The sequence below is a fragment of the Mesorhizobium sp. M2C.T.Ca.TU.002.02.1.1 genome (genome assembly GCF_003997225.1).
The window spans coordinates 1-20174 of the sequence record NZ_RZTO01000007.1 but is presented as its reverse complement, the minus strand read 5'-3'; the positions used below and the strand labels follow the sequence as shown (position 1 = coordinate 20174).

At 65.5% G+C, this 20174-nt stretch carries 12 protein-coding genes and 2 pseudogenes; 9 read left to right on the top strand and 5 right to left on the bottom strand.

The annotated features are described in order from the left end of the window. Window positions 1-265 precede the first annotated feature (265 nt). The 8 genes and pseudogenes from tagH to EOD07_RS00930 all read left to right on the top strand — a co-directional run bounded on the left by tagH (window position 266) and on the right by EOD07_RS00930 (window position 13160). Entirely contained in the window at window positions 266-1348 is a 1083-nt protein-coding gene (tagH, locus tag EOD07_RS00960) for a type VI secretion system-associated FHA domain protein TagH (protein ID WP_127233571.1), read from the top strand. A 399-nt stretch (window positions 1349-1747) separates the two neighbouring features. Beyond that, complete coding sequence (gene tssL, locus EOD07_RS00955) at window positions 1748-3277, top strand: type VI secretion system protein TssL, long form (RefSeq protein WP_127233570.1); 1530 nt, start codon at window positions 1748-1750, stop codon at window positions 3275-3277. Continuing rightward, window positions 3277-4359 (top strand): annotated as a pseudogene (gene tssM, locus EOD07_RS38330) (type VI secretion system membrane subunit TssM); the annotation flags it as partial. The gene tssL and the pseudogene tssM (EOD07_RS38330), both read left to right, overlap by 1 nt. Further along, window positions 4296-6803, top strand: a pseudogene (gene tssM, locus EOD07_RS00950) (type VI secretion system membrane subunit TssM); the annotation flags it as partial. The pseudogenes tssM (EOD07_RS38330) and tssM (EOD07_RS00950), both read left to right, overlap by 64 nt. A gap of 117 nt (window positions 6804-6920) precedes the next feature. Then, the gene (locus tag EOD07_RS00945) at window positions 6921-7700 is read left to right on the top strand and encodes a PP2C family serine/threonine-protein phosphatase (protein WP_073988861.1); all 780 of its coding nucleotides are present in this window, start codon (window positions 6921-6923) and stop codon (window positions 7698-7700) included. Further along, window positions 7697-10216: a serine/threonine-protein kinase gene (locus tag EOD07_RS00940; protein ID WP_127233569.1), complete on the top strand. Its 2520-nt coding sequence runs from the start codon at window positions 7697-7699 to the stop codon at window positions 10214-10216. The genes EOD07_RS00945 and EOD07_RS00940 overlap by 4 nt, the downstream gene beginning before the upstream one ends. A gap of 11 nt (window positions 10217-10227) precedes the next feature. Next, entirely contained in the window at window positions 10228-10722 is a 495-nt protein-coding gene (locus EOD07_RS00935) for a DUF1036 domain-containing protein (RefSeq protein ID WP_164772009.1), read from the top strand. Further along, entirely contained in the window at window positions 10719-13160 is a 2442-nt protein-coding gene (locus EOD07_RS00930; protein ID WP_127233568.1) for a M23 family metallopeptidase, read from the top strand. The genes EOD07_RS00935 and EOD07_RS00930 overlap by 4 nt, the downstream gene beginning before the upstream one ends. Before the next feature lie 53 nt (window positions 13161-13213). On the opposite strand, the gene EOD07_RS00925 is transcribed toward EOD07_RS00930, so the two are convergent. Beyond that, window positions 13214-13750 carry an OmpA family protein gene (locus EOD07_RS00925; protein ID WP_041001877.1) on the bottom strand — a complete coding sequence of 179 codons (537 nt, stop codon included), beginning with the start codon at window positions 13748-13750 and terminating at the stop codon, window positions 13214-13216. A 191-nt stretch (window positions 13751-13941) separates the two neighbouring features. Here EOD07_RS00925 and EOD07_RS00920 point away from each other — a divergent pair, with 191 nt between their 5' ends. After that, on the top strand, window positions 13942-14502 hold the full coding sequence (locus EOD07_RS00920) for a hypothetical protein (RefSeq protein WP_245469738.1): 561 nt from the start codon (window positions 13942-13944) through the stop codon (window positions 14500-14502). A gap of 117 nt (window positions 14503-14619) precedes the next feature. Here the strand turns inward: EOD07_RS00920 and EOD07_RS00915 are convergent, their stop codons facing one another. From EOD07_RS00915 to EOD07_RS00900, 4 genes are all read right to left on the bottom strand, one after another. Continuing rightward, window positions 14620-15858 (bottom strand): caspase domain-containing protein, encoded by a 1239-nt coding sequence (locus EOD07_RS00915; RefSeq protein WP_245469736.1) that lies wholly within the window; start codon window positions 15856-15858, stop codon window positions 14620-14622. A 7-nt stretch (window positions 15859-15865) separates the two neighbouring features. After that, window positions 15866-16957: an OmpA family protein gene (locus EOD07_RS00910; protein ID WP_127233566.1), complete on the bottom strand. Its 1092-nt coding sequence runs from the start codon at window positions 16955-16957 to the stop codon at window positions 15866-15868. Between the two features lie 148 nt (window positions 16958-17105). Further along, complete coding sequence (locus tag EOD07_RS00905) at window positions 17106-17375, bottom strand: hypothetical protein (protein WP_127233565.1); 270 nt, start codon at window positions 17373-17375, stop codon at window positions 17106-17108. A 14-nt stretch (window positions 17376-17389) separates the two neighbouring features. Beyond that, window positions 17390-19939 carry a caspase family protein gene (locus tag EOD07_RS00900; RefSeq protein ID WP_127233564.1) on the bottom strand — a complete coding sequence of 850 codons (2550 nt, stop codon included), beginning with the start codon at window positions 19937-19939 and terminating at the stop codon, window positions 17390-17392. Between the last annotated feature and the right edge of the window lie 235 nt (window positions 19940-20174).

Here is a 20174-nt window from a genome sequence, read left to right as displayed (position 1 = left end):
GAAGCCCCCGCTCTATTAACTGCATCACGTTCGGGAGCGTTCGAGTTCACCGCACCGTACCGAGGCCAGCCTAGCACATGTTTGGAGGAGGCCAAATAACAGCGATGGCTAAACCGCGCCCGCGCACCGGTGTGAAACGCTCCTCTCCCACTCAGCTTGCAAGCTGCTAGAATACCGAGGCAATTCCGCGACAGCGCGTAGCGGTTTCCATCCGGAATTGCGCGAAAGATAAGCATTTGTTGACCAAGCTCGGCGACGCTTCCGGATGTTCATCTCTCTCCAGATCAGCAATGTCGACAGGCTGCCGGCCGGCACCGCCGCCAGCTATGGCGCCCGCGACCGCAGCTTCGAGATCGGTCGCGAGAATTGCGACTGGACGCTGTCCGATCCGGACAAGTTCATCTCGGGCCGGCATTGCGAGGTTCGCTACCAGGCGGGTTCGTTCTGGCTCTACGACCTTTCCCGCAACGGCACTTTCATCAACGGTTCGAGCCAGCGCATGGCCGGGCCGCACCGGCTGGCCCAAGGCGACCGCCTGCTGATCGGCCGCTATGTCGTCACCGTTTCGATCGAAGACGAACGGGCCGCGACCGGGCACCCGCAGACCAGGACCGGATCGACGCAGCGCGAGCTGCCGCCTTCGACCGGCCGGCCCGCGGATCCTGGCCATGAGCCGTTCTTCAATCCGGCGGAACAGCGCTCCACCGGGGCGGTCGCGGTGTCGACATCGTCGGCGTTGCAACAGCCGGGGCCGGCAGCCCCACCCAATCGACCCGCGGAGGCGGACGCGATATTGCGGGAGATCGCCAAAGCTGCCGGCATCGCGCCGGACTTGCTGCAGGCGCGCGACCCGCATGAGGTCGCGGCCGAGATCGGCGCGGTGCTGAGGATCACGGTCGAGCAATTGTCCCTGCTGCTCAAGGCGCGCGCGGCGGCAAAGGTGCTCGCCAAGAGCGCGCACCGCACGATGATCGGCGCCGAGGACAACAATCCGCTGAAGTTCGTGCCGGGCACCGACGACATTTTGGAGATCATGTTCGCCAAGCGCAGGGCGGGCTATCTCGATGCCAGGCACAGTGTCGAGGACGCGTTCCGCGACCTGAAAGCACACGAAATCGCGACCTATGCCGCCATGCAGGCCGCGCTGTCGCGGCTGCTCGACGACCTGTCGCCGGAGGCGATCGCCAGGAAGATCCCGCCTGCGTCCTTCTCGTCCAGGAAGAGCCAGGCCTGGGATGCGCTCGTTGCGACCTGGCGGACGATGGAAGACAAGCACGAGAACGGCATGCTCGATGTCTTCCTCGCCTATTTCGCCGAAGCCTACGCCAAGGCCGACAAGCAGAAATAGCCGCAGGGGCACTAGGGCATTTCACCGTTTCACGGAAACGGTGAAATGCCCAGTCTTCTTGTTTTCACGCAATTCCGGACGGAAAACCGCTCACACTTTTCCTGGAATTGCTCGAACCGCGCCGCCCGTATGTGACCGGCCTCATAGAAGAAGCCGCCTCTTCGAGCATGGTGCTTCCTGATTTCAATCGGCGGCCCCGTTTCAATTGGGTATCCGGGCGACTAGAATGCGCATGGACGCTTGCCCGGCGGGCAAAGCGGCGCGGCTTGGGGCGTGTGCAGCAATGTCATGTTTCGGCGAGATGAGCCTTTCCATGCGGCCCGCCGCCGAGGCTCAGCCTGAAGCATGTTTCCTCCGGCGAAGGCATGTTCATCGCGCCGCAACGGCGGGGCGTCGCCGATGAGCTCGAAGGACGATCCTTCCAGGCCGGCGGACAAGACCGTCATCCGCGCGCCACGGCCGAAGCAGAAGCCGCTTGCGGCTGCCGCGAGTTCCGGCCCGGAAGGCGCACGGCCTGCTCCATCCCCTGCCCGCGAAGCGACAGTGTTCGACCCCGGCGGCGGCCGGCAGATGCCAACCGGCTGGTCGTCCGGAACCGTGCTCTTTCAGGGGCCAAGTCCTGGAGCGGCCGCAAATGCGGCGCCGGGGCTGCCGCAGGATGCCCTGATCGACGCAGCCAATGGCGTGCGATACGCTGCGGCCAATCCGATCCTCGCCGCTGCGGCGCCGCTGCTGATGCTCTTCGGCCAATTGCGGCTGATGCCGGTCGAACGGCAAGCCACGCCCCTGGCGGAGCACATTGCCGACGCGATCGAGAGTTTCGACCGCGCGATCGCCAAAGCCGGCGTAGCCGAGGAAGATGCGCGGATCGCCAAATTCGCCCTTTGCGAAACCGCCGACGACCTCGTCGGCAACCTCCCCTGGCCGGGCAAGGACAGCTGGCTACAGCACAGCCTGGTGACCCGGTTCTTCCACACCCAACCGACAGGCGCCGGCTTTTACGAAGCGCTGAACAATATCCTCGCCAGGCCGGAAGCGCATTACGATCTGCTCGAGCTGATGCATGCCTGCCTGTCGCTGGGTTTCGAGGGCCAGTATCGGGGTCTGGCCCAACAACGAAACACGCTCGAACGCGTCCGGCGCGACGTCTACGACACCCTGCGCTACTTCAAGCCGCGCGCAAGCGACGACATCTCGCCGCGCTGGCAAGGCATGGCGGCGACGTTGCCGAAGCCGAGGGCGCGGCTGCCGCTCTGGGCGGTCGCGGCCGCCGCGGCGACGCTGGTGACGGCAGCCTTCTTCGGACTGCGGGTGCTGATCACCGACGAAGGCGACGCGACCGCCGGAGAGTTGCTGGCGCTCAATTCCTCGACGCCCGTCACCATCGAGCGCGCCAGCGTGGCGCCCACTGAGCCGGCGCAAGCCAGCCCGCCACCGCCCGTGGTTCCAGATACCACCCAGATCGATCGCATCCGCGCCGCCCTTGCCAAGGAGATCGCCGGCGGCGGACTGAGCGTCGGCGAGAAAGGCGAATTCATCGTCGTCGAGATCAACAACCGGCTCTTGTTCGCCTCCGGCCAGGCAGAGTTGAAGGCTCAGTTCAAGCCAGTCGCCGCCGACATCGCCACCGCGCTCGACGCCGAACCCGGACCGATCAACATCGTCGGCCACACCGACAATGTGAAGCCGAAGAAGTCGAGCCAGTTCAAATCGAATTTCGACCTCTCGGTCGCCCGCGCCAAAGCCGTCCAGGCGATGATGGCCAAACAGTTGAAAGATCCGTCGCGGCTCAGTGCCGACGGCAAGGGCGAGGACGAACCGATCGCCGACAATGGCACGGCCGACGGCCGCGCCAGGAACCGCCGCGTCGACGTGATGGTCCCGAAACAGGAAACCTTGCAGACCGGCGCGGCGGAGAACGGCGACTGATGCGCTGGCTTCTGCGGATCTTCAGCCTGGCTGCGCTTGCCGGTTTCTCGGCGGCGGTCTGGTATGCCGGGCCGCTGATCCGCTTTGAAGATGCGCACCCGCTTGGTCCGGTGTGGCTCAGGGCCACGATCATCGGCGTCAGCGTCGCGGTGCTCGCGCTGTTCTACGGGATCCGATTCTGGCAGCGCCGCAAGGCGCAAAAGGCGCTCGAAACGGCCATCGCGCGCAGCGACGAGCGCGACGACGATTCGCAGGTGCTCGAAGCGCGCATGGGCGAAGCGATCGCGACGCTGAAGCGGACGAACGGCAAGCGCAATTTCCTCTACGACATCCCCTGGTACATCATCATCGGCCCGCCCGGCGCCGGCAAGACGACGGCGCTGGTCAATTGCGGGCTGAAATTCCCGCTTGCCGGCTCCGGCAGCGCGCAGCCGGTGGCCGGCGTCGGCGGCACGCGGTCCTGCGACTGGTGGTTCACCGACGAGGCGGTGCTGATCGATACGGCCGGCCGCTATACGACGCAGGAATCGGACCGCGAGCGCGACAGAGCGAGCTGGCTCGCCTTCCTGGGGCTGCTCAAGAAACAGCGCACCCGGCAACCGATCAACGGCGTCATCCTCGCCATCAGCCTTGCCGACCTGGTCGGCTTCGACGACCGGCAGCTCGACGCGCATGTCAGCGAGATCAGGAGCCGCCTGCGCGAACTGCACGAGACGCTGAAGATCCAGTTCCCGGTCTATCTGCTCTTCACCAAGGCCGATCTCGTCACCGGCTTCATGGATTATTTCGGCAACCTTGACGAGACGCGCAGGCGCAAGGTGTGGGGCGCGACATTCCAGACGGCCGACCGCACCAAAAACATGGCGGGCGACGCGCCGGCAGAATTCGACGGACTGACCAAGCGGCTCGCCGAAGACGTCGCCGACCGCCTGCAGGAAGAGACCGACCCGGTGGCGCGGATCGCGCTGTTCGGTTTTCCGGCACAGTTCGGCGCGCTGAGGAACCGGATAACCCAGTTTTCGGCAGCCTGTTCGATGCCTCGCGGTCACAGGTCAATGTCAGCCTGCGCGGGCTCTATTTCTCGTCGGGCACCCAGGAAGGGACGCCCTTCGACCAGGTGCTTGGCGCGATCGGCCGCAGTTTCGGCAGTGCTTCGCAAGCGCATCTTTCCGGCGCCGGCAAGAGCTTCTTCCTGCATGACCTGCTGACCAAGGTGATCTTCCCGGAATCGGGCTGGGTGTCGTTCGACCGGACCGCCGAACGGCGAGCCAGGCTGGCCAGGTTCGGCGGCCTGGCCGCGATCGCGCTGGCGGCCTTGGCGGCACTCGGCGCGCTGGGCCTCAGCTTCTTCGCCAACAGAGAGCTGATCGCCTCCACAAGGCAAGCCGTGGCGCATTATCGTGACAGCGCCGATACGCTGCTCAAGAGCACCACGGTGACCGACGTCGACCTCGAAAACGTCATCGGTCCACTCGACCAGTTGCGCAACCTGCCGGCCGGTTTCGAAAATGGCGACCAGGCAAAGCCGATCGAGGAGACGTTCGGGCTCAGCCAGCGCGCGCGGCTGTTGTCGGCCTCCAAGACCGCCTACCGGCAGGCACTGGAGCGGGCCTTCCGCTCGCGGCTGCTGGTGCAGGCGGAGCGGACGATCCAGGCCAGGATGGCCGATCCGATCGCGCTCTACGAGCCACTGAAGATCTACCTGATGCTGGGCGGCAAGGCGCCGAAGGTCGATGACGAGCTGATCGTCTCGTGGATGAAGCAGGACTGGGAAGAGAACCGCTATCCCGGCGAGAACAACCGCGAGGGCCGCGCACAACTCGAAAAGCACCTGCGCGCGATGCTTTCGCTCGACGACGCCTACGATCCAACCTTCGCGCTCAACCAGCCGCTTGTCGAGGCCGCGCAGCGCTCGCTCGGACGCATGAGCCTCGCCGACCGCGCCTCGGCACAGATCAAGTCGGCAGTCTATGCGGCAAGGCTGCAGGACTTCTCCATCGCCGTGAAAGCCGGTCCGGAAGCGCAGCTGCTGTTCGAGCGCACGGACGGCAGCGAACTTGCCGATCTTCAGGTCCCCGGCCTTTACACGCGCGCCGGGTTCAACCGCTTCTTCCTGCCGCAGCTCTCGCGCATCGCGCAGATGCTCGTCGACGACCAGTGGGTGCTCGGCGGCGGCGGCGAGCAGGGCGGCATCGACCAGGACCTGCCCAAGCTCGGTCCCGAACTCATCGACCGTTACGGCAAGGAATTCGCCGCCGCCTGGAACGGCGCGCTCGACCAATTGAAACTCAAGGCGATGCTGAAGGACAAGCCGCAATATCTCGCGCTCTCCGCCGTCGCCGCGCCGGACTCACCTCTCGACCAGCTCTTCACCGCGATCGCCGATGAGACTGCATTGACGAAGGACAGCACCGCCGAGGGCGACACCGGCATGGCGCAGCAGGATCCAGCCGGCATGGCCAAGGGCCTCGCCCGCATCGGCCTGCAGGTCGCCGGGGGGAAGTCGCAAAGCCGCGCCGGCGCAAGCCCGGCCGTTGCGCAGAATGCCGGCGCGAGCCTCGAGGCGCAGTTCCGTTCGTTCCAGGCGCTGGTCGGCGGGGCCGCCGGGCGCCGGCCGCTCGATGCGCTGACGCAGAACTTCCACGACATCTTCCAGAGCCTGAAGCTCGCGGCCGATGTCCCCACGCAGACGGAGCGCGTCAACGCCAATCTGCAGCTGCAGATATCGACGTTGCGCGCCAATGTCTCGCGCCTGCCCAAGCCGCTGGCGCGCATGGTCAACGCGGCGGCCGACGAATTCGAAGGCAATGTCGCCGAAACCTCCGTCGCCAACCTCAACCAGACCCTCGACCAGACGGTGACGCGCGCCTGCGAGGAGGCCGTCAACGGCCGCTATCCCTTCACCCGCGACGGCGCCGACGAGATATCGATGGCGGATTTCACCAAGCTGTTCGCGCCGGGCGGCCTGATGGACCGCTTCTTCGCACAGAACCTTGCGCCGCTGATCGACATGACCGGCCAGGAATGGACCTGGAAACAGGATGCGCGTTCCAGCAAGGACCTTGCAAAATCGACCTTGAAGGCGTTCCAGGCGGCGGCGGAGATCCGCAGTGCCTTCTTCCCTTCCGGCGGTTCGGTGCCCTCGGTCTCGATCACCATCACCCCCACCTCGATGAACAGTGAAGTCGACAGCGCCGTGCTCGACGTCGACGGGCAGACGGTCCAGAGCGCCCAGGCCGGCAACGCGCCGAGCATCGTGACATGGCCGAGCGGCGCCGCTTCCGGGTCGGCGAGCCTCAGCCTCGTGCCGGAAATGCCTGGACGCGAGTCCGCGCTTAAATTCGAAGGACCGTGGGCATTGAAGCGACTGTTCGACAAGGCGACCATTACCGGCGACGGCGCCAACACCGAGGCGCGTTTCGTGATCGGCGGACGCGATGTCGCATACACGATCCAGGCCGGCTCGGGGGCCAATCCCTTGCTGCTGCCGGCCTTGTCCGGCTTCAGCTGTCCGAAGGCGTTCTGACATGGCTGGATCGCGCCTTCATTTCGATACTCTAATGTACACGCTTGTGGCAGAGTGGCTTGGGCACGCGGCCCATGGCCGGTCACAGAGGACGCTCGCTGAGCGCTTGGTGGCAAATTGAGCACTGTCGCCCTCCCCATCGACAGCTTCGGCGTCAGCCACCAGGGCTGCGTGCGCGACCACAACGAGGACAACTACCTCATCGAACCGCAGACCGGGCTCTGGGTGGTGGCCGACGGCATGGGCGGGCATGAGGCCGGCGAAGTCGCCGCGGCCAGCATCGTCGACCATCTGGCGACGATCGGTATCGCGAGTTCGGCGCCGGACCTCCGCGCCCGCTTCGAGGACCGGCTCAGCCGCGCCAACGCCGAGATCCGCGACATATCGCGCTCGCGCGGCATCACCATCGGCTCCACTTTCGCGGCCCTGCTTGCCATGGATGGACGCTTCGCCTGCCTGTGGGCCGGCGACAGCCGCATCTACCTCGTCCGCAACGGCTCGATCTTCCAGGTCTCGAAGGATCACACCGAGGTGCAGGAACTGCTCGACCGCGGCATGATCAGCGCGGAAGAAGCGCGCAACTGGCCGCGCCGCAATGTGATCACCCATGCGGTCGGCGTCAGCGACGAGCTCGAGATCGATTTCCAACAGGGCGAGCTGATGGCGGGCGACGTCTTCGTGCTGGGCACCGACGGACTGACCGCGCATGTCAGCGACGCCGAGATCGAGGCCGCGGTGAGGTCTGCCACGCCGCGGGCGGCCTGCCAGACCCTCTTGGACATGGTGCTGGCGCGCGGCGGCACCGACAATGTGACCATCGTACTCGTGAAGATCGGCAGCGGGCATAGTGGCGCGCACCATTCGGATCGGTCCGCAGTGGAGGGCCTGGCCAGATGAGCGACGACGACAAGACACGGATTTCGACGAACGTCACCTATGCCGGCGTCGGCACGCAGCTCAGCGGCATCTACGAGCTCGACGAGAGGATCGCCTCGGGCGGCATGGGCGAAGTCTATCGCGGCCACAACATTCAGACCGGCGACCATGTGGCGATCAAGATCGTGCTGCCCGAATTCGCCCGCGACCAGACAATCCTGTCGCTGTTCCGCAAGGAAGCGTCGATCCTCAATCATTTGTCGCACGACGCGGTGGTGCGCTACCACGTGTTCACCATCGATACGGGTATCGGCCGCCCCTATCTCGCGATGGAGTTCGTGGACGGCCAATCGCTGTTCGACGTCATGCGGCGCGGGCCGATGCCGGGGGAGGACGTGCGCCGGCTTTGCCATCGGCTCGCATCGGGCCTCGCCGCGGTGCACCAGGCAGGCGCGGTTCATCGCGACCTTTCGCCGGACAACATCATCCTGCCGGGCGGGCGGGTGGAGCGCGCCAAGATCATCGATTTCGGCATCGCGCGCTCGGCGACGGTCGGCGGCGAAACGCTGATCGGCGGAAAATTCGCCGGCAAATACAATTACGTCTCGCCGGAACAGCTCGGCCTCTATGGCGGCGAGGTGAGCGAGCAATCCGATATCTACAGCCTCGGCCTGGTGCTGGCCGCGGCGCTGCGCGGAAAGCCGCTCGACATGGGCGGGTCGCAATACGAGGTCATCGAGAAACGCCGGACCGTGCCGGACCTGTCGGATATCGATCCCGATTTCCACGAACTCATCGAAGCCATGCTGCAACCGGATCCGCGCGACCGGCCGGCCAGCATGGCCGAGATCGCCCGAGCAACGCGTGGCGAGGATCTCGAGCCGACATTGCCGCCGCCGGTGCCGTTCGGCGCACGCGAACGCTCGGGCCTGCCGCGCGCCGGCTGGACGGCGGCGCCGGACCCGAAGCCCCAGCCACCGGCGCCTCCCGGCGAGCCGCGCTTCGTCGAGCATGTGCGCCCGGCATATTTGTCGGAGCAACGCCCCGCGCCGGCTGCCGCTCCCCCCAGCGCGCCCGCACCGGCTGCGCCCAAAAAGGCTTCGCGGATGCCGGCCATCGCCGGCGGCGTCGCGGCGCTCGCTGTCGTGGCGGCAGGCGGCCTCTATTTCAGCGGCGCCCTGGCGCCCAAACCAGTGGCGGAAACATCCAAGCCGCTGACGCCGAAGCCGGTCGCCGAAGCCGCCAAACCAGTGGCCGAAGCGCAGCAGCCGGAGGCGCAGAAACCACAGCCGCAAGCGCCGGTCGCGCCTCAGCCGGAGGCGCCGAAACCTGATACGGCGAAGCCGCCCGCCCAATCCAACGCGGAGGCTAAGACGCCCGTCGAGCAACCGGCGCCGCCAGCCACCCAGCCGGAGAGCGAGGCCAACAGCCAGGCGCGTCTCCCACAGGTCGAGACCAAACCGGTGCAACCCTCGGCACAACAGTCGTCAACGCCTGCGCCGGCTCCCGCGCCAACGGTCGCGGAAAGCCCGCCGGCGCAGCCGCCGAGCGAGCCGGCGGTCAAGGCGCCGGAACCGAGCCAGGCGGCTGAGAACAAGTCCACACAAGAGGCAAATCCGCCAGCGGCCAAGCCGAGCGTGAAAGACCTCGTGGACATGCTTTCCAAGCTGCCCAAGCCGAACGCGTCCCCGCCGCCGACCTCGCAAAGCCAGGCGGCGGCGCAGCCAGCCCCTCCGCTGGCCGAGCCGAAGGCGCAGACCCCGACAGCCAGCCAGCCGGAAACACCGGTAAAACCGGCGCAACAACCGCAACAACCGCAAACACCGGCGGCCAAGCAGCCCGACACCGATGTCGCCATCAATGTGCCGAAGCCAGCGGTTCCGACACAGGAAGATGATATGGCCAGGTGGAACGACCAGCGCTCCTGGGTGCGCGATTTCAGCGGCGGCAGCTGTTTCTACGCGAACGTGACGTCGGGACCCGGCGTCGCCCCCACGATCGAGGGCTACGGAACGGTGGTTCAGCCCTTCGAGCAATTGCTCAGCGATTTCCAGTCCAGGTTCCATGTCGAGCCGGACATCAGCGTGCGCCTCATCACGCTCTCCCAGTGCGGCGTGCCCACCTTCCTGCGCTTCCTCGACCGGAGCTCGGCCGCGAGGCCGCAGCTTGTGCTGGACCGGACATCGGTCCCGGACGGCTCGCCGGTCAGCGGCGCGCTCTATACTGGTAGTGGGCTCGTCTCGAACATCATGCTGATCGACCACAAGGGCGTTGCCTTCAACCTCGACGACCGCATGGTGCCGCAGACCGACAAGGTGACCTTCAACATCCCGATCGGCCTCGCCGCCGCGGACAAGGCGGCCGGCAAGGCGGTGCCGCAGATCATGCTGGTGATCACCGGGCCCAAGGACATCCAGGCCGCGATGTTCTCCAGGCCGACGCCGGCCTCGGAGCTGTTGCCAAAAATCCTCGAGGAGATCGAGGCCGACGGATCGCAGTTCTCGGCCACGGCCACCTATTTCCGGCTTGGCGGATAGCATGAACGCCGATGGACTTTCGCACCCTGCGCTCCCTGTACCAGCCCTCGCCACGCAAGCAGCGTAACTGGCTTCGCTCACTCTTGCCGAGCCACATGACGCTTACGGCGCTGCTCGGCGCGGCGCTCCTCTCGATCCTTTCGCCGGGCAAGGCGCATGCCGAATTCACCGTCTGCAACCAGACGCTTGACGTCGTCAATCTCGCGGTGGGACAGAAGGTCGACAATGCCGACCAGACGGACGGCTGGTGGACGATCGGCGCCAACCAGTGCGTCAATGTCATCCGCGAGGAGCTGACCAACCGCTATATCTATCTCTACGCGACGGACGTCTTCGGCCACGCGATCCTCAACGGGACGACAGAGATGTGCATCGACCGGCGGCGCTTCTCGATCCGCGGCATCGAGGAGTGCTGGCAGCGCGGCCATATCGCGGCGCGCTTCGTCGAGGTCGATACGCTCGAGCAGGTGCGCTGGACCTATTTCCTGACCGGAAACAGCCCGTGACGCACTCGATCGACACGAGCTTCAAACAGAAGAAGCTGGCGCGCCTGGCCGAGCGCCGGCGCAAGCTCTGGCGCGGAATCCTTGCAGGGGCCGCAACGCTCGCCGTCGCCGCTTTAGCCACCGGCTTCTACCTGACCAAGGACTATTGGTCGTTCGGCGACGAAGATGAAGAGCTGCATCCGGTCGAGGGTATGGAAGACGTGCCCCCCGACGCCTCGGTCTATGTGCCGGCGATCATCGATCTCGCCGGCGATCCTATGTGGATCACGCTGGCGCCCGATGCCGACACCGCGACGAAGGGCAAGACCGTCGCGCGTCCGGCCGAGCTCGACAGTTCAGGGGCTTCGCCGCAGATCGAAATCCTCTCCGATGTGATGCTGAGCGCCAGCGAAAAGTTCATGACGACGATCCCGTCGACGCAGGAGGATTTCGCCTTCTTCCAGGCGCAGCGGCAGGCGGCTCCAAAGCCTTCGGGAACGGCGCCCGACGATGTGCAACCAGCCCCGCCCGCTCCGGCCGCGGCGTCGAGCGACCAACAGGGCGATCCGCAAGGCGATCTGGCGAACGACCTCCAGGCGGCGCCGGACGAGAGCGACGCCGGCTCGGCGCCCAAGGCCGACGCCGATGATCCGGAGGCCGGCTGGGGCGAGACCATCGACCAGGGGGAAGCGGCACTGCCGGCCTTCAAGAAAACCGCGATCGAGAACAACACGACCGTCGCGACCGTCACCAGCGAATATCAGCGCTTCGAGGCGACCGAGGACACGTTCGTCAAGATCCTCAACGACCGCAGCCTGGACAGCGTGGCGCTCGACGCGCATTTCTCCGCCGACGACGCGAAGCTTGCGGGCGAGGCGCTGAAGACGCTGTTCAACCGCGACGGGCTGGAGGCCGGCTTTGTCGTGGCCATGCGCGGGTTCCGGCCGAACCGCGAGACGACGACGATGTCGCTGATGCAGGTCTCCGTCTATGCGAGGAACGTCTATGTCGGCACGCTGACGCGCAATGCGGCCGGGGCCTTCGTGTCGGGCGTCGACCCCTGGGTGCGCGAGGATCTGTTCAACTATTCCGGCGCTTCCGACCAGGGCGGGCCGAAGCGTCAGTACCGCCTGCTCGACGCGATCTATTCGACGGCGGCGCGCAACAAGGTGCCGACCAGCGTCATCGGCGAAGCGATCATGTATCTGTCGCGGGGGCAGGACCTCGACGCCTTCGCCAGCGAGGACCAGCGCCTGGTGCTGATCTATTCGCAGACGCCGCGCGGCCAAGGCGAGATCTCCGGGCGGGTGCTCTATGTCGGCGTCCAGGGCGCGGACAGGAGTCTCGACTGTTTCGTCTTCCAGCAGAGCGACGGCCAGTATGCCTGCGTGACCGGCGACGACCAGGTGCGCTCGCTGACCGTCACCAACGGCATGGTCACGCCGGTCGCCGGGGTGATGACCTCGACCTTCGGCCCGCGCAAGCATCCGATCCTCGGCACGGTCCGGATCCACAAGGGCGTCGACTGGGCGGCGCCGGTCGGCACGCCGATCATGGCCGCCTTCGACGGCGAGATCTCCTTCCAGGGCGATGGCGGCAGCTACGGCAATCTGGTGAAGATCGCGCATGCCAACGGCCGCGAGACGCGCTACGCGCATATGCAGAAATTCGCCATCGCCAGCGGCGTCGGCACCAAGGTGAAGGCCGGCGACGTCATCGGCTATATCGGCACCACGGGGCTTTCGACCGGCCCGCATCTGCATTTCGAACTCTACCAGAATGGCGAGGCGATCGATCCGCTGGGAACGGTCACCACGGTTGCCACCGCCGTTGCCGTCAGCTCCGGCAGCTCCGGCGATACTGCCGTCGAGACGCTGACCGACCGGATCGTGCATGTCGAGAGCGGCGGCAGCGCCCGCGCCAAGAACCCGCTTTCCTCGGCGACCGGCGCCGGCCAGTTCATCTCCAAGACCTGGATCCGGATGATGAACACCTATCGGCCCGACCTTGCCCGCTCGCTGTCGACGGCGGACCTTTTGGCACTTCGCTACGACGCGACGCTGTCGCGCGAAATGGTGCGCAACCTGGCGCGCGAAGGGGAAGCCTATCTGCGCGCCCGCGGCCACCAGATTACTGCCGGCCGCCTCTACCTTTGCCATTTCCTCGGCATGGAAGGCGCTGCCCAGGTTCTGGCGGCCCCCGGCTCGACGCAACTGAGCGCCGTGCTGGGGTCGGCCGTCATCCAGGCCAACCCGTTCCTCACTGGCAAGACCGCCAGTTACGTCGTCGATTGGGCCGAGCGGAAGATGGGGCAGAAAGCGCCGCGCGTGGTGACCGATCAAGGCCAGCCGACGACGACCACGACCGAAGTCCGGCAGACCTCGCCGGAATTCGAAAAATACAAGCAGGCGATCACCGCGCTGATGGGCTCCATCCAGGATACGCTGGAGCCCGGTTAGGCCTCTAGGGAGCGCTGCCGTCCGCTGCGTCGCGATGAGCCGGCGCCGGCGGCCTATTCGGTCCTGATCCGCATTTCCACCCGGCGGTTGACCGGATCGTAGGGGTTGGCGACGCGCGGGTGCGACTTGCCGAGGCCTATCGCCTCGAGCCGCGCCGATTCAACGCCGTTGGCTTCGAGGAAAGCGGCCACCGATTGCGCCCGTCGCTGCGACAGGTCCTGATTGTAGCGATCCGTGCCGGTCGCATCGGTGTGACCTTCGACGACGAAGCTGAACGTGCTCAGCCTATTGTCCTTCAGCGCCTTGGCGAACTCGTCCAGCTCCGTGCGCGCGGTCTGGTCGAGCTGGGCCGAATCCAGGGCGAAATTGATCATCATGTCGAGGCCGGCCTTCTGAGGCGGCGCCTCGTTCTTCTCGGCCTTGCTCTTGCACTCTTCCTCGGTGCCGACGCAGATGCCGCGCGAGGCGCCAAGATTGCCTTGGCCGGCGAAGAATTTTACGATGTCTTCCGATTTCTGAAGCGGATCGGCGTAAACGTGCGTTGAAAAAAGCACGGCCGCCAATGCCAAGGCTGAGCTGCCCCACCGCATGACCGTCACTCCTGTTAGAACGGGCCTGTTTGAACGGGTTTTCGCTGGCGCGCACTATATCAAATCCCGAAACGATTGTCTGTGAACAAGCGCACGTTGCCAGTGGCTTCCGCCTGATAAAGGTGGAGGCTTGACCGGCACTCAGCCGCGGGCTTGAGTGTTGTTCTGCCGGTGCTCGGGGTGTGGCGGCCATGGCCAATGAACTCGGATACAGAACGGCGAGGGATCTGTTTCTTGCCTGTCCCGCGATCGCCCGGGACATGAAATCGCCGGCCGCCGCCCAACCCCCGCTGGAATTCTGCCGCGCTTTGCTCGCCGGGCGCGTGCCGGAGGAAGCCGTCACGTTCTGCGCCTATCTCCTGCCCGAGCGCGCCGCGGTCTGGTGGGGGCATGAATGCCTGAGCAATCTCGCCGAGCTCCTTGCCGAAGGGGATCTCGAATTGCTGGCGCTCGTCAATGACTGGGTGGGCGAACCCGGCAATCCTCGCCATCGCGCGGCGCTGAGCAGCGTCGTCGATCCGTCGCCGGCGACGCCGGCCGCATGGATCGCGCTGTCGGCGGCGTGGCGCGACCCGGCCTTCGACATGCTATCGACCGGATTTCCCGCCGCCCACGCCGTCAACGCCGGGATCCTGGCGGCGCTGGCCCGTGTCTCGACCGCGGATCGCTTCGACGTGCTTTCCGCCTTCGTCGAAATGGGCATCCAGATGGTGGAGATCGAGGCGCAACGACCATCGGTCGACGCGTATTAGAGCATGTCTCCCGAAAGTGGAAACCGGTTTCGGGCCAAAGACATGCGCAAAATCAAAAGCCTGAAGCGCAGGGAGCGAATCTGAAAGATCGCGACGCGCTTTGGAGCAGTTCAGCAATCATTTGCAGCCACCTTGCGCCCACCGGGCGAGCGCGACCTTGAATCGGGTGCCGAGCGGATGCTGCAGGCGCAGGACGGAAACGTCATTGGCGGCGAAATTCTTCGCCTGCTCGCAGAGGCGGGTCTCATTCCACTCGTGACAGCCGTCGCAGTGCTTGCCCTGCCAGACCGATTTGTCGAGGCCTTCGACCGGGCTGAAAATCGGCTCACTCTTGATCAACTGGGCTATGCTCTTGCCGTCGATCGCCGGGTCGCCGAACTTGACCGGGCGATCGAAAAAGATCGGCCCATCCGTGGCCAGCTTCGGGATCTTCTCACGCAGCGCGTTGAGCGCAAGCTGGTCATCGGCCTGGCCGGGCGCCGCACCGGTGTTGCGCGTCCCGGAACCGGCTTCGGCCTGCGGCGGGTTCGCCTCCCCGACGATCAGCGGCGCGTTGAGGTCGACCTTGTGCAGCACGACCTCGGTGGTCAGCGAGACATTGATCCAAGGGCGCTGCTTGCCGGCGGTCGCCTTGAAGACGTCGCTGGTCACCCTGTTCATGGCTTCGGTGACGGAGACGTTGGATTCGCCGATATGCTGGAGCAGCGCCGTGGTGAAAGGCGAGTGGTCGCCCGACCCGTCATAGGCCAGTTGGTTCGGGCTGGCGGCGAAGGCGACCAGCGTGCCGGCGCCGCCATTCTCGATCGGGATCTCGGCAAGGCCGCTGCTTGCGCCTTTGATGCCCGCGCTCTTGGCCAGCACGTCGGCAAGCGGGTTGTCGCGGCAAGCATCCAGGAACACCAGCCTTATGCTGGTCTCGCGCGACATCTGGCGCAGGATGAAATCGACCGAGACGGCCTCGAAATCGAGCGAGGTCTCGTCCTCGAGCGCGGCATCGACCGGCAGCAGATAGTTCTTGCCCGAAACCTGCAGGCCATGGCCGGCATAGAAGAAAAGCGCGATGTCGGCGCCGCGCACCTCCCTGGCGAACTGCGCGACGGTAGCCTGCGTCTGCTGCTTGGTGAGGTCGAAGCCGGAAACCACCTCGAAGCCGAGGTCCTTGAGCCGCCCGGCCATGGCCTGCCCATCCCGCGCCGGATTGGCGAGGGCCGCCGCGTGCTGATATTGCGAGTTGCCGAGCACCAGCGCGACGCGCCGCTCGGCATTGGCGGCCGCCATCGTCAAGAGCAGGGCAAGCGCCACGAGCCCCGCGGCGCGAAACATGCCACCGCAAAAGGCGATCGGAGCCGAACTCACCGCCACCTCAGTTAGCGAGCTTCGTGGCGGAGAATTCGATCCGCCGGTTGAGCGCCTTGTTCTTGGGCGTGTCGTTGGCCGCGACCGGCTTGTCCTCGCCATAGCCGGCGGAGCTCAGCTGGTTGCGCGGAACGCCGTCGGCAATCAGCGCGTCGGCGACCGCCTTGGCCCGCCGTTCGGAGAGCACCTTGTTCGCCTCGGGCGATCCATCGGAATCGGTATAGCCGGACACCTCGACCTTGAGGGTCGGGCATTTGCCGACGACGCCTTCGACCTCCGCCAGCAGCGGGCGGCTCTTGGCGTCGAGCCTTGCGCTTGCCTGGCGGAAATAGATGGCGCCGGTGCGCGAGAGCACGGCAAACCGGTTGAGGCACTCCTCGTCGCTGAAATTGGCCTTCGCCGCATCGGTGGCGACGGGACCCACCTCGGCGGTCGATGCCGCAACGGTCTGCACGGCGGCCGGCTTGCCGCCGTCGGCGTTGAAGACGAAATCGAAGGACACCGACGCGGTGGGCACGATGTTGGTCACATTGGCGGCCTGCTGCAGTTTGTCGATGTTGGGCAGGAGGCCGAAATCCTCGACATGGACGGCGACGGGCGCCTCGGAGGCGACGGAAACCTGGGTGTCGCTGATCATGGTGACGACGACGCTCGCCTCCAAATCCTTGCTGACGCCATGCAGGTTGAGATGAAACGGCAAGGTCGTCTTCACGCGGCGCTTGGTCGCCAAGTCGGCGAACGCCGCAGGGTCCACCTTCGCCGTCACCTCGGCCGTCGGATAGGTGAATGTCTCGAAGAACAGGAAGCGCATGCGGACGTTGCGCAGATCGACGCCGGTGTCGACGGAGTTGAGGTCGAGGCTGATCTTCGCATCGCCGGCCGAACTCAGCGTGCCGGTGATGTTCCTGATCTTGTTGGTCTCGACGATCGTGTTCTTCTTGACCGACTGGTAGGTGAGCACCGAGGCGGACGGGTCGAGCATCCAGTTGGGCGCGGCGCTGGCGGTCTGCGATCCGAGGACCAGCAGCGTGGTAAGGATCAAGCCAAAAGCCGCAGCCTTGGTCCGCGCTTTTTGCCACAATGCAACGACTTCGAACATGGAACGCCCCCGCCAGGACAACCCGATCTCGATACCGGCACGTGGCCGGAGCATAGAGCACTTGCCTCTGCTTGGCGAGCGGTTACGGCAGGCTGCAGAAAAGCGACCCCAATCGCCACGCATCGGAAAGCATGGGGTCGGGGCGTTATCACCACCCGCCGCCGCCGCCACCACCATTGCCGCCGCCACCCAGAGGCGCAATGGTGGGTGGGGTTTCGTTCTTGACCGGTTTGATCACTTTCTTGGCGGTCGCCTTCTTCTGCTTGACCACCTTCGGCGTCGTCGTCACGCGAACGTGCTTGGTACGATGTTTCGTTGTCGGTGCCGGTTCGAGCCTAGGCGCGATGGTCGTGCACCCAGCAACCGCAAAGGATAGGAATGTTGCGATGACCGCCTGCTTCAATGCCCTGCCCACCATTGCCTCCTTGTTGATCAGAACAGGTCCCGACGCGGATTGGCTTGCTCCCAAACAGCTCTGGCCGTCTTGATCAGTTGGTCGTCGACCGAGCCGCCCGCCGGGATTTTCGATTTGAGTTCGGAACGCAGTTGCTTGAGCGCAACCGACTTCGGCTTGTCTCCAAACTGCGCCAGCGTGGTGCGCGCGCCGGGCAACTCGTTGCGGAGGTCGAGCCCGGCGGCAAACGCCAGATAGCGGACGGCGACGACCTGATCGGATTTGTCGCCTTTCTGCATTTCGATGGCCGCGCGGTCGTATGCCGCCGAGTAGTCGCCACGGTCCGTCGCCAGTTCGAACAGCCGCTGCGCCTCGGCAAGGTTCCGGTCCACGCCGTCGCCGTCCCGGTACATGCGCGCAAGGCTGCCGGGCGCATAAGGCTGGCCAAGATCCATCGCCTTCTGGAACAGCGCCCGCGCCTGCTTGGTGTCCTTCTCGACGCCGCGCCCACTGAGATAATTGCGGCCGAGAATGTTCATCGAATACATGTCCTGGCGTTCCACGCCCGCCTTCAGAAAAGCGACGGCACGAGCGGGGTCGGCAGGCACGCCATTGCGTCCTTCGGTGAAGATCGCGGCGAGATCGTTCATGGCATAGGTATGACCCATGGCCGCTGCCTTGAGCAGCAGGTCCAGGCCCTTGCCGGTATCTCGCTCGACGCCAAGACCGTTGAACAGAGCGCGGCCCCAGGCGGTCATCCCATAGGGATCGCCCTTGTCGGATGCCTTTGCGTAGAAACCATTGGCTTTCTTGGGATCAACGGCCGTCCCAATTCCTGAAGAGGCAATGTAGCCAAGCTCGAACACCGCGCGGACATGTCCCTTGTCGGCAGCGTCCTGGATAGCTTTCCTCGCCTCGTCGACCTTGCCGGTGGCGAGCAGCGCGCGCCCGAGCTCGTAGTGGAAGCGGGCGACATCGGGATAGGCCTTCACCGCCGCCCGGCAGGCCTCCACCGCGCCGGCGCCGATCTCATTCGGCAACAGGCCGGGGACGACGCCCTGCAGGTCCAAGGGCTCGCCTGCCTGCGTGTCGCATGGATCGACACTTGGCGAGAGCTTCATCGTCGCCGGCTTCGACGAGGTATTGTCAGCCGTGATCTCGAAGCCGACGATCAACGGTTTTGCGGCGCCGATCTGCGGTTCGTAGCGCAGCTGATCGATTTCATTGGCCATCAGGCTCGATTGCGGCGACAAGGTCCGGTCCGGAAGGGACAGCGTCCCGGTCGCCGGATAACTCGCGAGCTTCAGGCTGACGCCCGGATCCTTGGTCGGGACATCCAGCTTCAGCGGCACGGGGCCGACACCGACGGGAATCTTGACGTCGCGGTTCTCGATCGCCTCGGCGGCGCCGGCGATGTGGATGCCGCGCTCCGCCACCTCCTGCTTCTGCTCGGACTCCAGCGAGGCCACGAGTTGCTTGCCCGCCGCACCGTCGCCGTTCTTGACCCGGAACACCAGGATGCCTTGCGATCCGCCGCCCCATTCGTCATGCGTGGCGTAGGCCAGCATGTCGACCTGGTCCTCGGCGTCGGCGCCCTTCGGCACATCCATCGCGAGCCGCGGCAGATCCTTGCCCTCTATCGGCTCGCCTGTCGCGACCGGCTTGCCGTCCAGGATCAGACGCCCCAGCGCCGGCGGTCGTTCGATGCTGACGGTGACCGCGCCGCCATCGACGTCGACCGGCACCGGCAGGTCGAGCACGACAGGCCCGACGCCCGACGGCACGGTCTTTTCCAGCACCGGCGGCAAAGCCGGCCGGTTGGCGCGACGCATCAGCACCACCTCGTCGATCAGCGAGGAATTCTCCCACGGAACCTGCGCCCCCTTGGTGGCCTCGACCACGTCGCGGCGCACGGCCGCCATGACCGAGCGTATCTCCTGGTTCGGCGCCAGCGCGCGGCGCGAGAAGGCGGATGAAAACGGGCTGAGATCGCCGGAGCCGTCATAGGCCACCGCACCCGGCTCGGTGGCAAACGCTATCAGCGTGTTCAGCGAACTTTTCACCTGCGCCAGGCCGGTGCCGCCGGCCGCGATCAACTGGTCGCGCAGCCAGTAGTCCTTGCGCGGAAACGGGTTGTTGCGGCAGGCGTCGAGGATGATCACCTGGATCTTCGATTTGGCGCGCAATTGCTGCAGGACATCGTCCAGCTTGACCGCCTGGACCTCGATGTCGGCCGCGGCCTTGAGCGACGCGTCGACCGGGATCAGGAAATTCTCGCCGCCGATCTGAAAGCCGTGGCCCGAATAATAGACGACCGCCAGGTCGGCGCCGTCGACCGCCGCGAGATAGTTGCGGAACTCCTTCTCGAACTGGAGCTTCGTCAGGTCCTTGGCGACAAACACGTCGAAGCCGGCCAGCCGGAAGGTGTTCGACACGTCCTCGGCATCCTTGTCGGGATTCTTCAGGGCCGGGATCTCGCGGTATTCGGAATTGCCGATGACAAGGGCAACCCTTCGATCGGCGCACGCCTGCACCGTCGTGAGGCCCACGAGGATCAAGGCTGCAATCAGCGCGCAGCACCGCAGCATGGCAAAATCCCTAACTGCTCGTCGGCCACAAGAACGCAGCTTGCGACATCGTGGTCTGTTAAAGACTTCACAATCTGCCAAGACGGCAAGGAAACGCGCCTGCGATGGCAAGGCAGGTCGCGTATCCAATAAACTGCTAAAATAACTCAGAGGCCCGGTCGCCGCAATGACCTGGGCAGGCGTATCGAGGCGAGGACGCCCGGCTCATCCGGGCGTCCTCGGATATGTGCAAGCG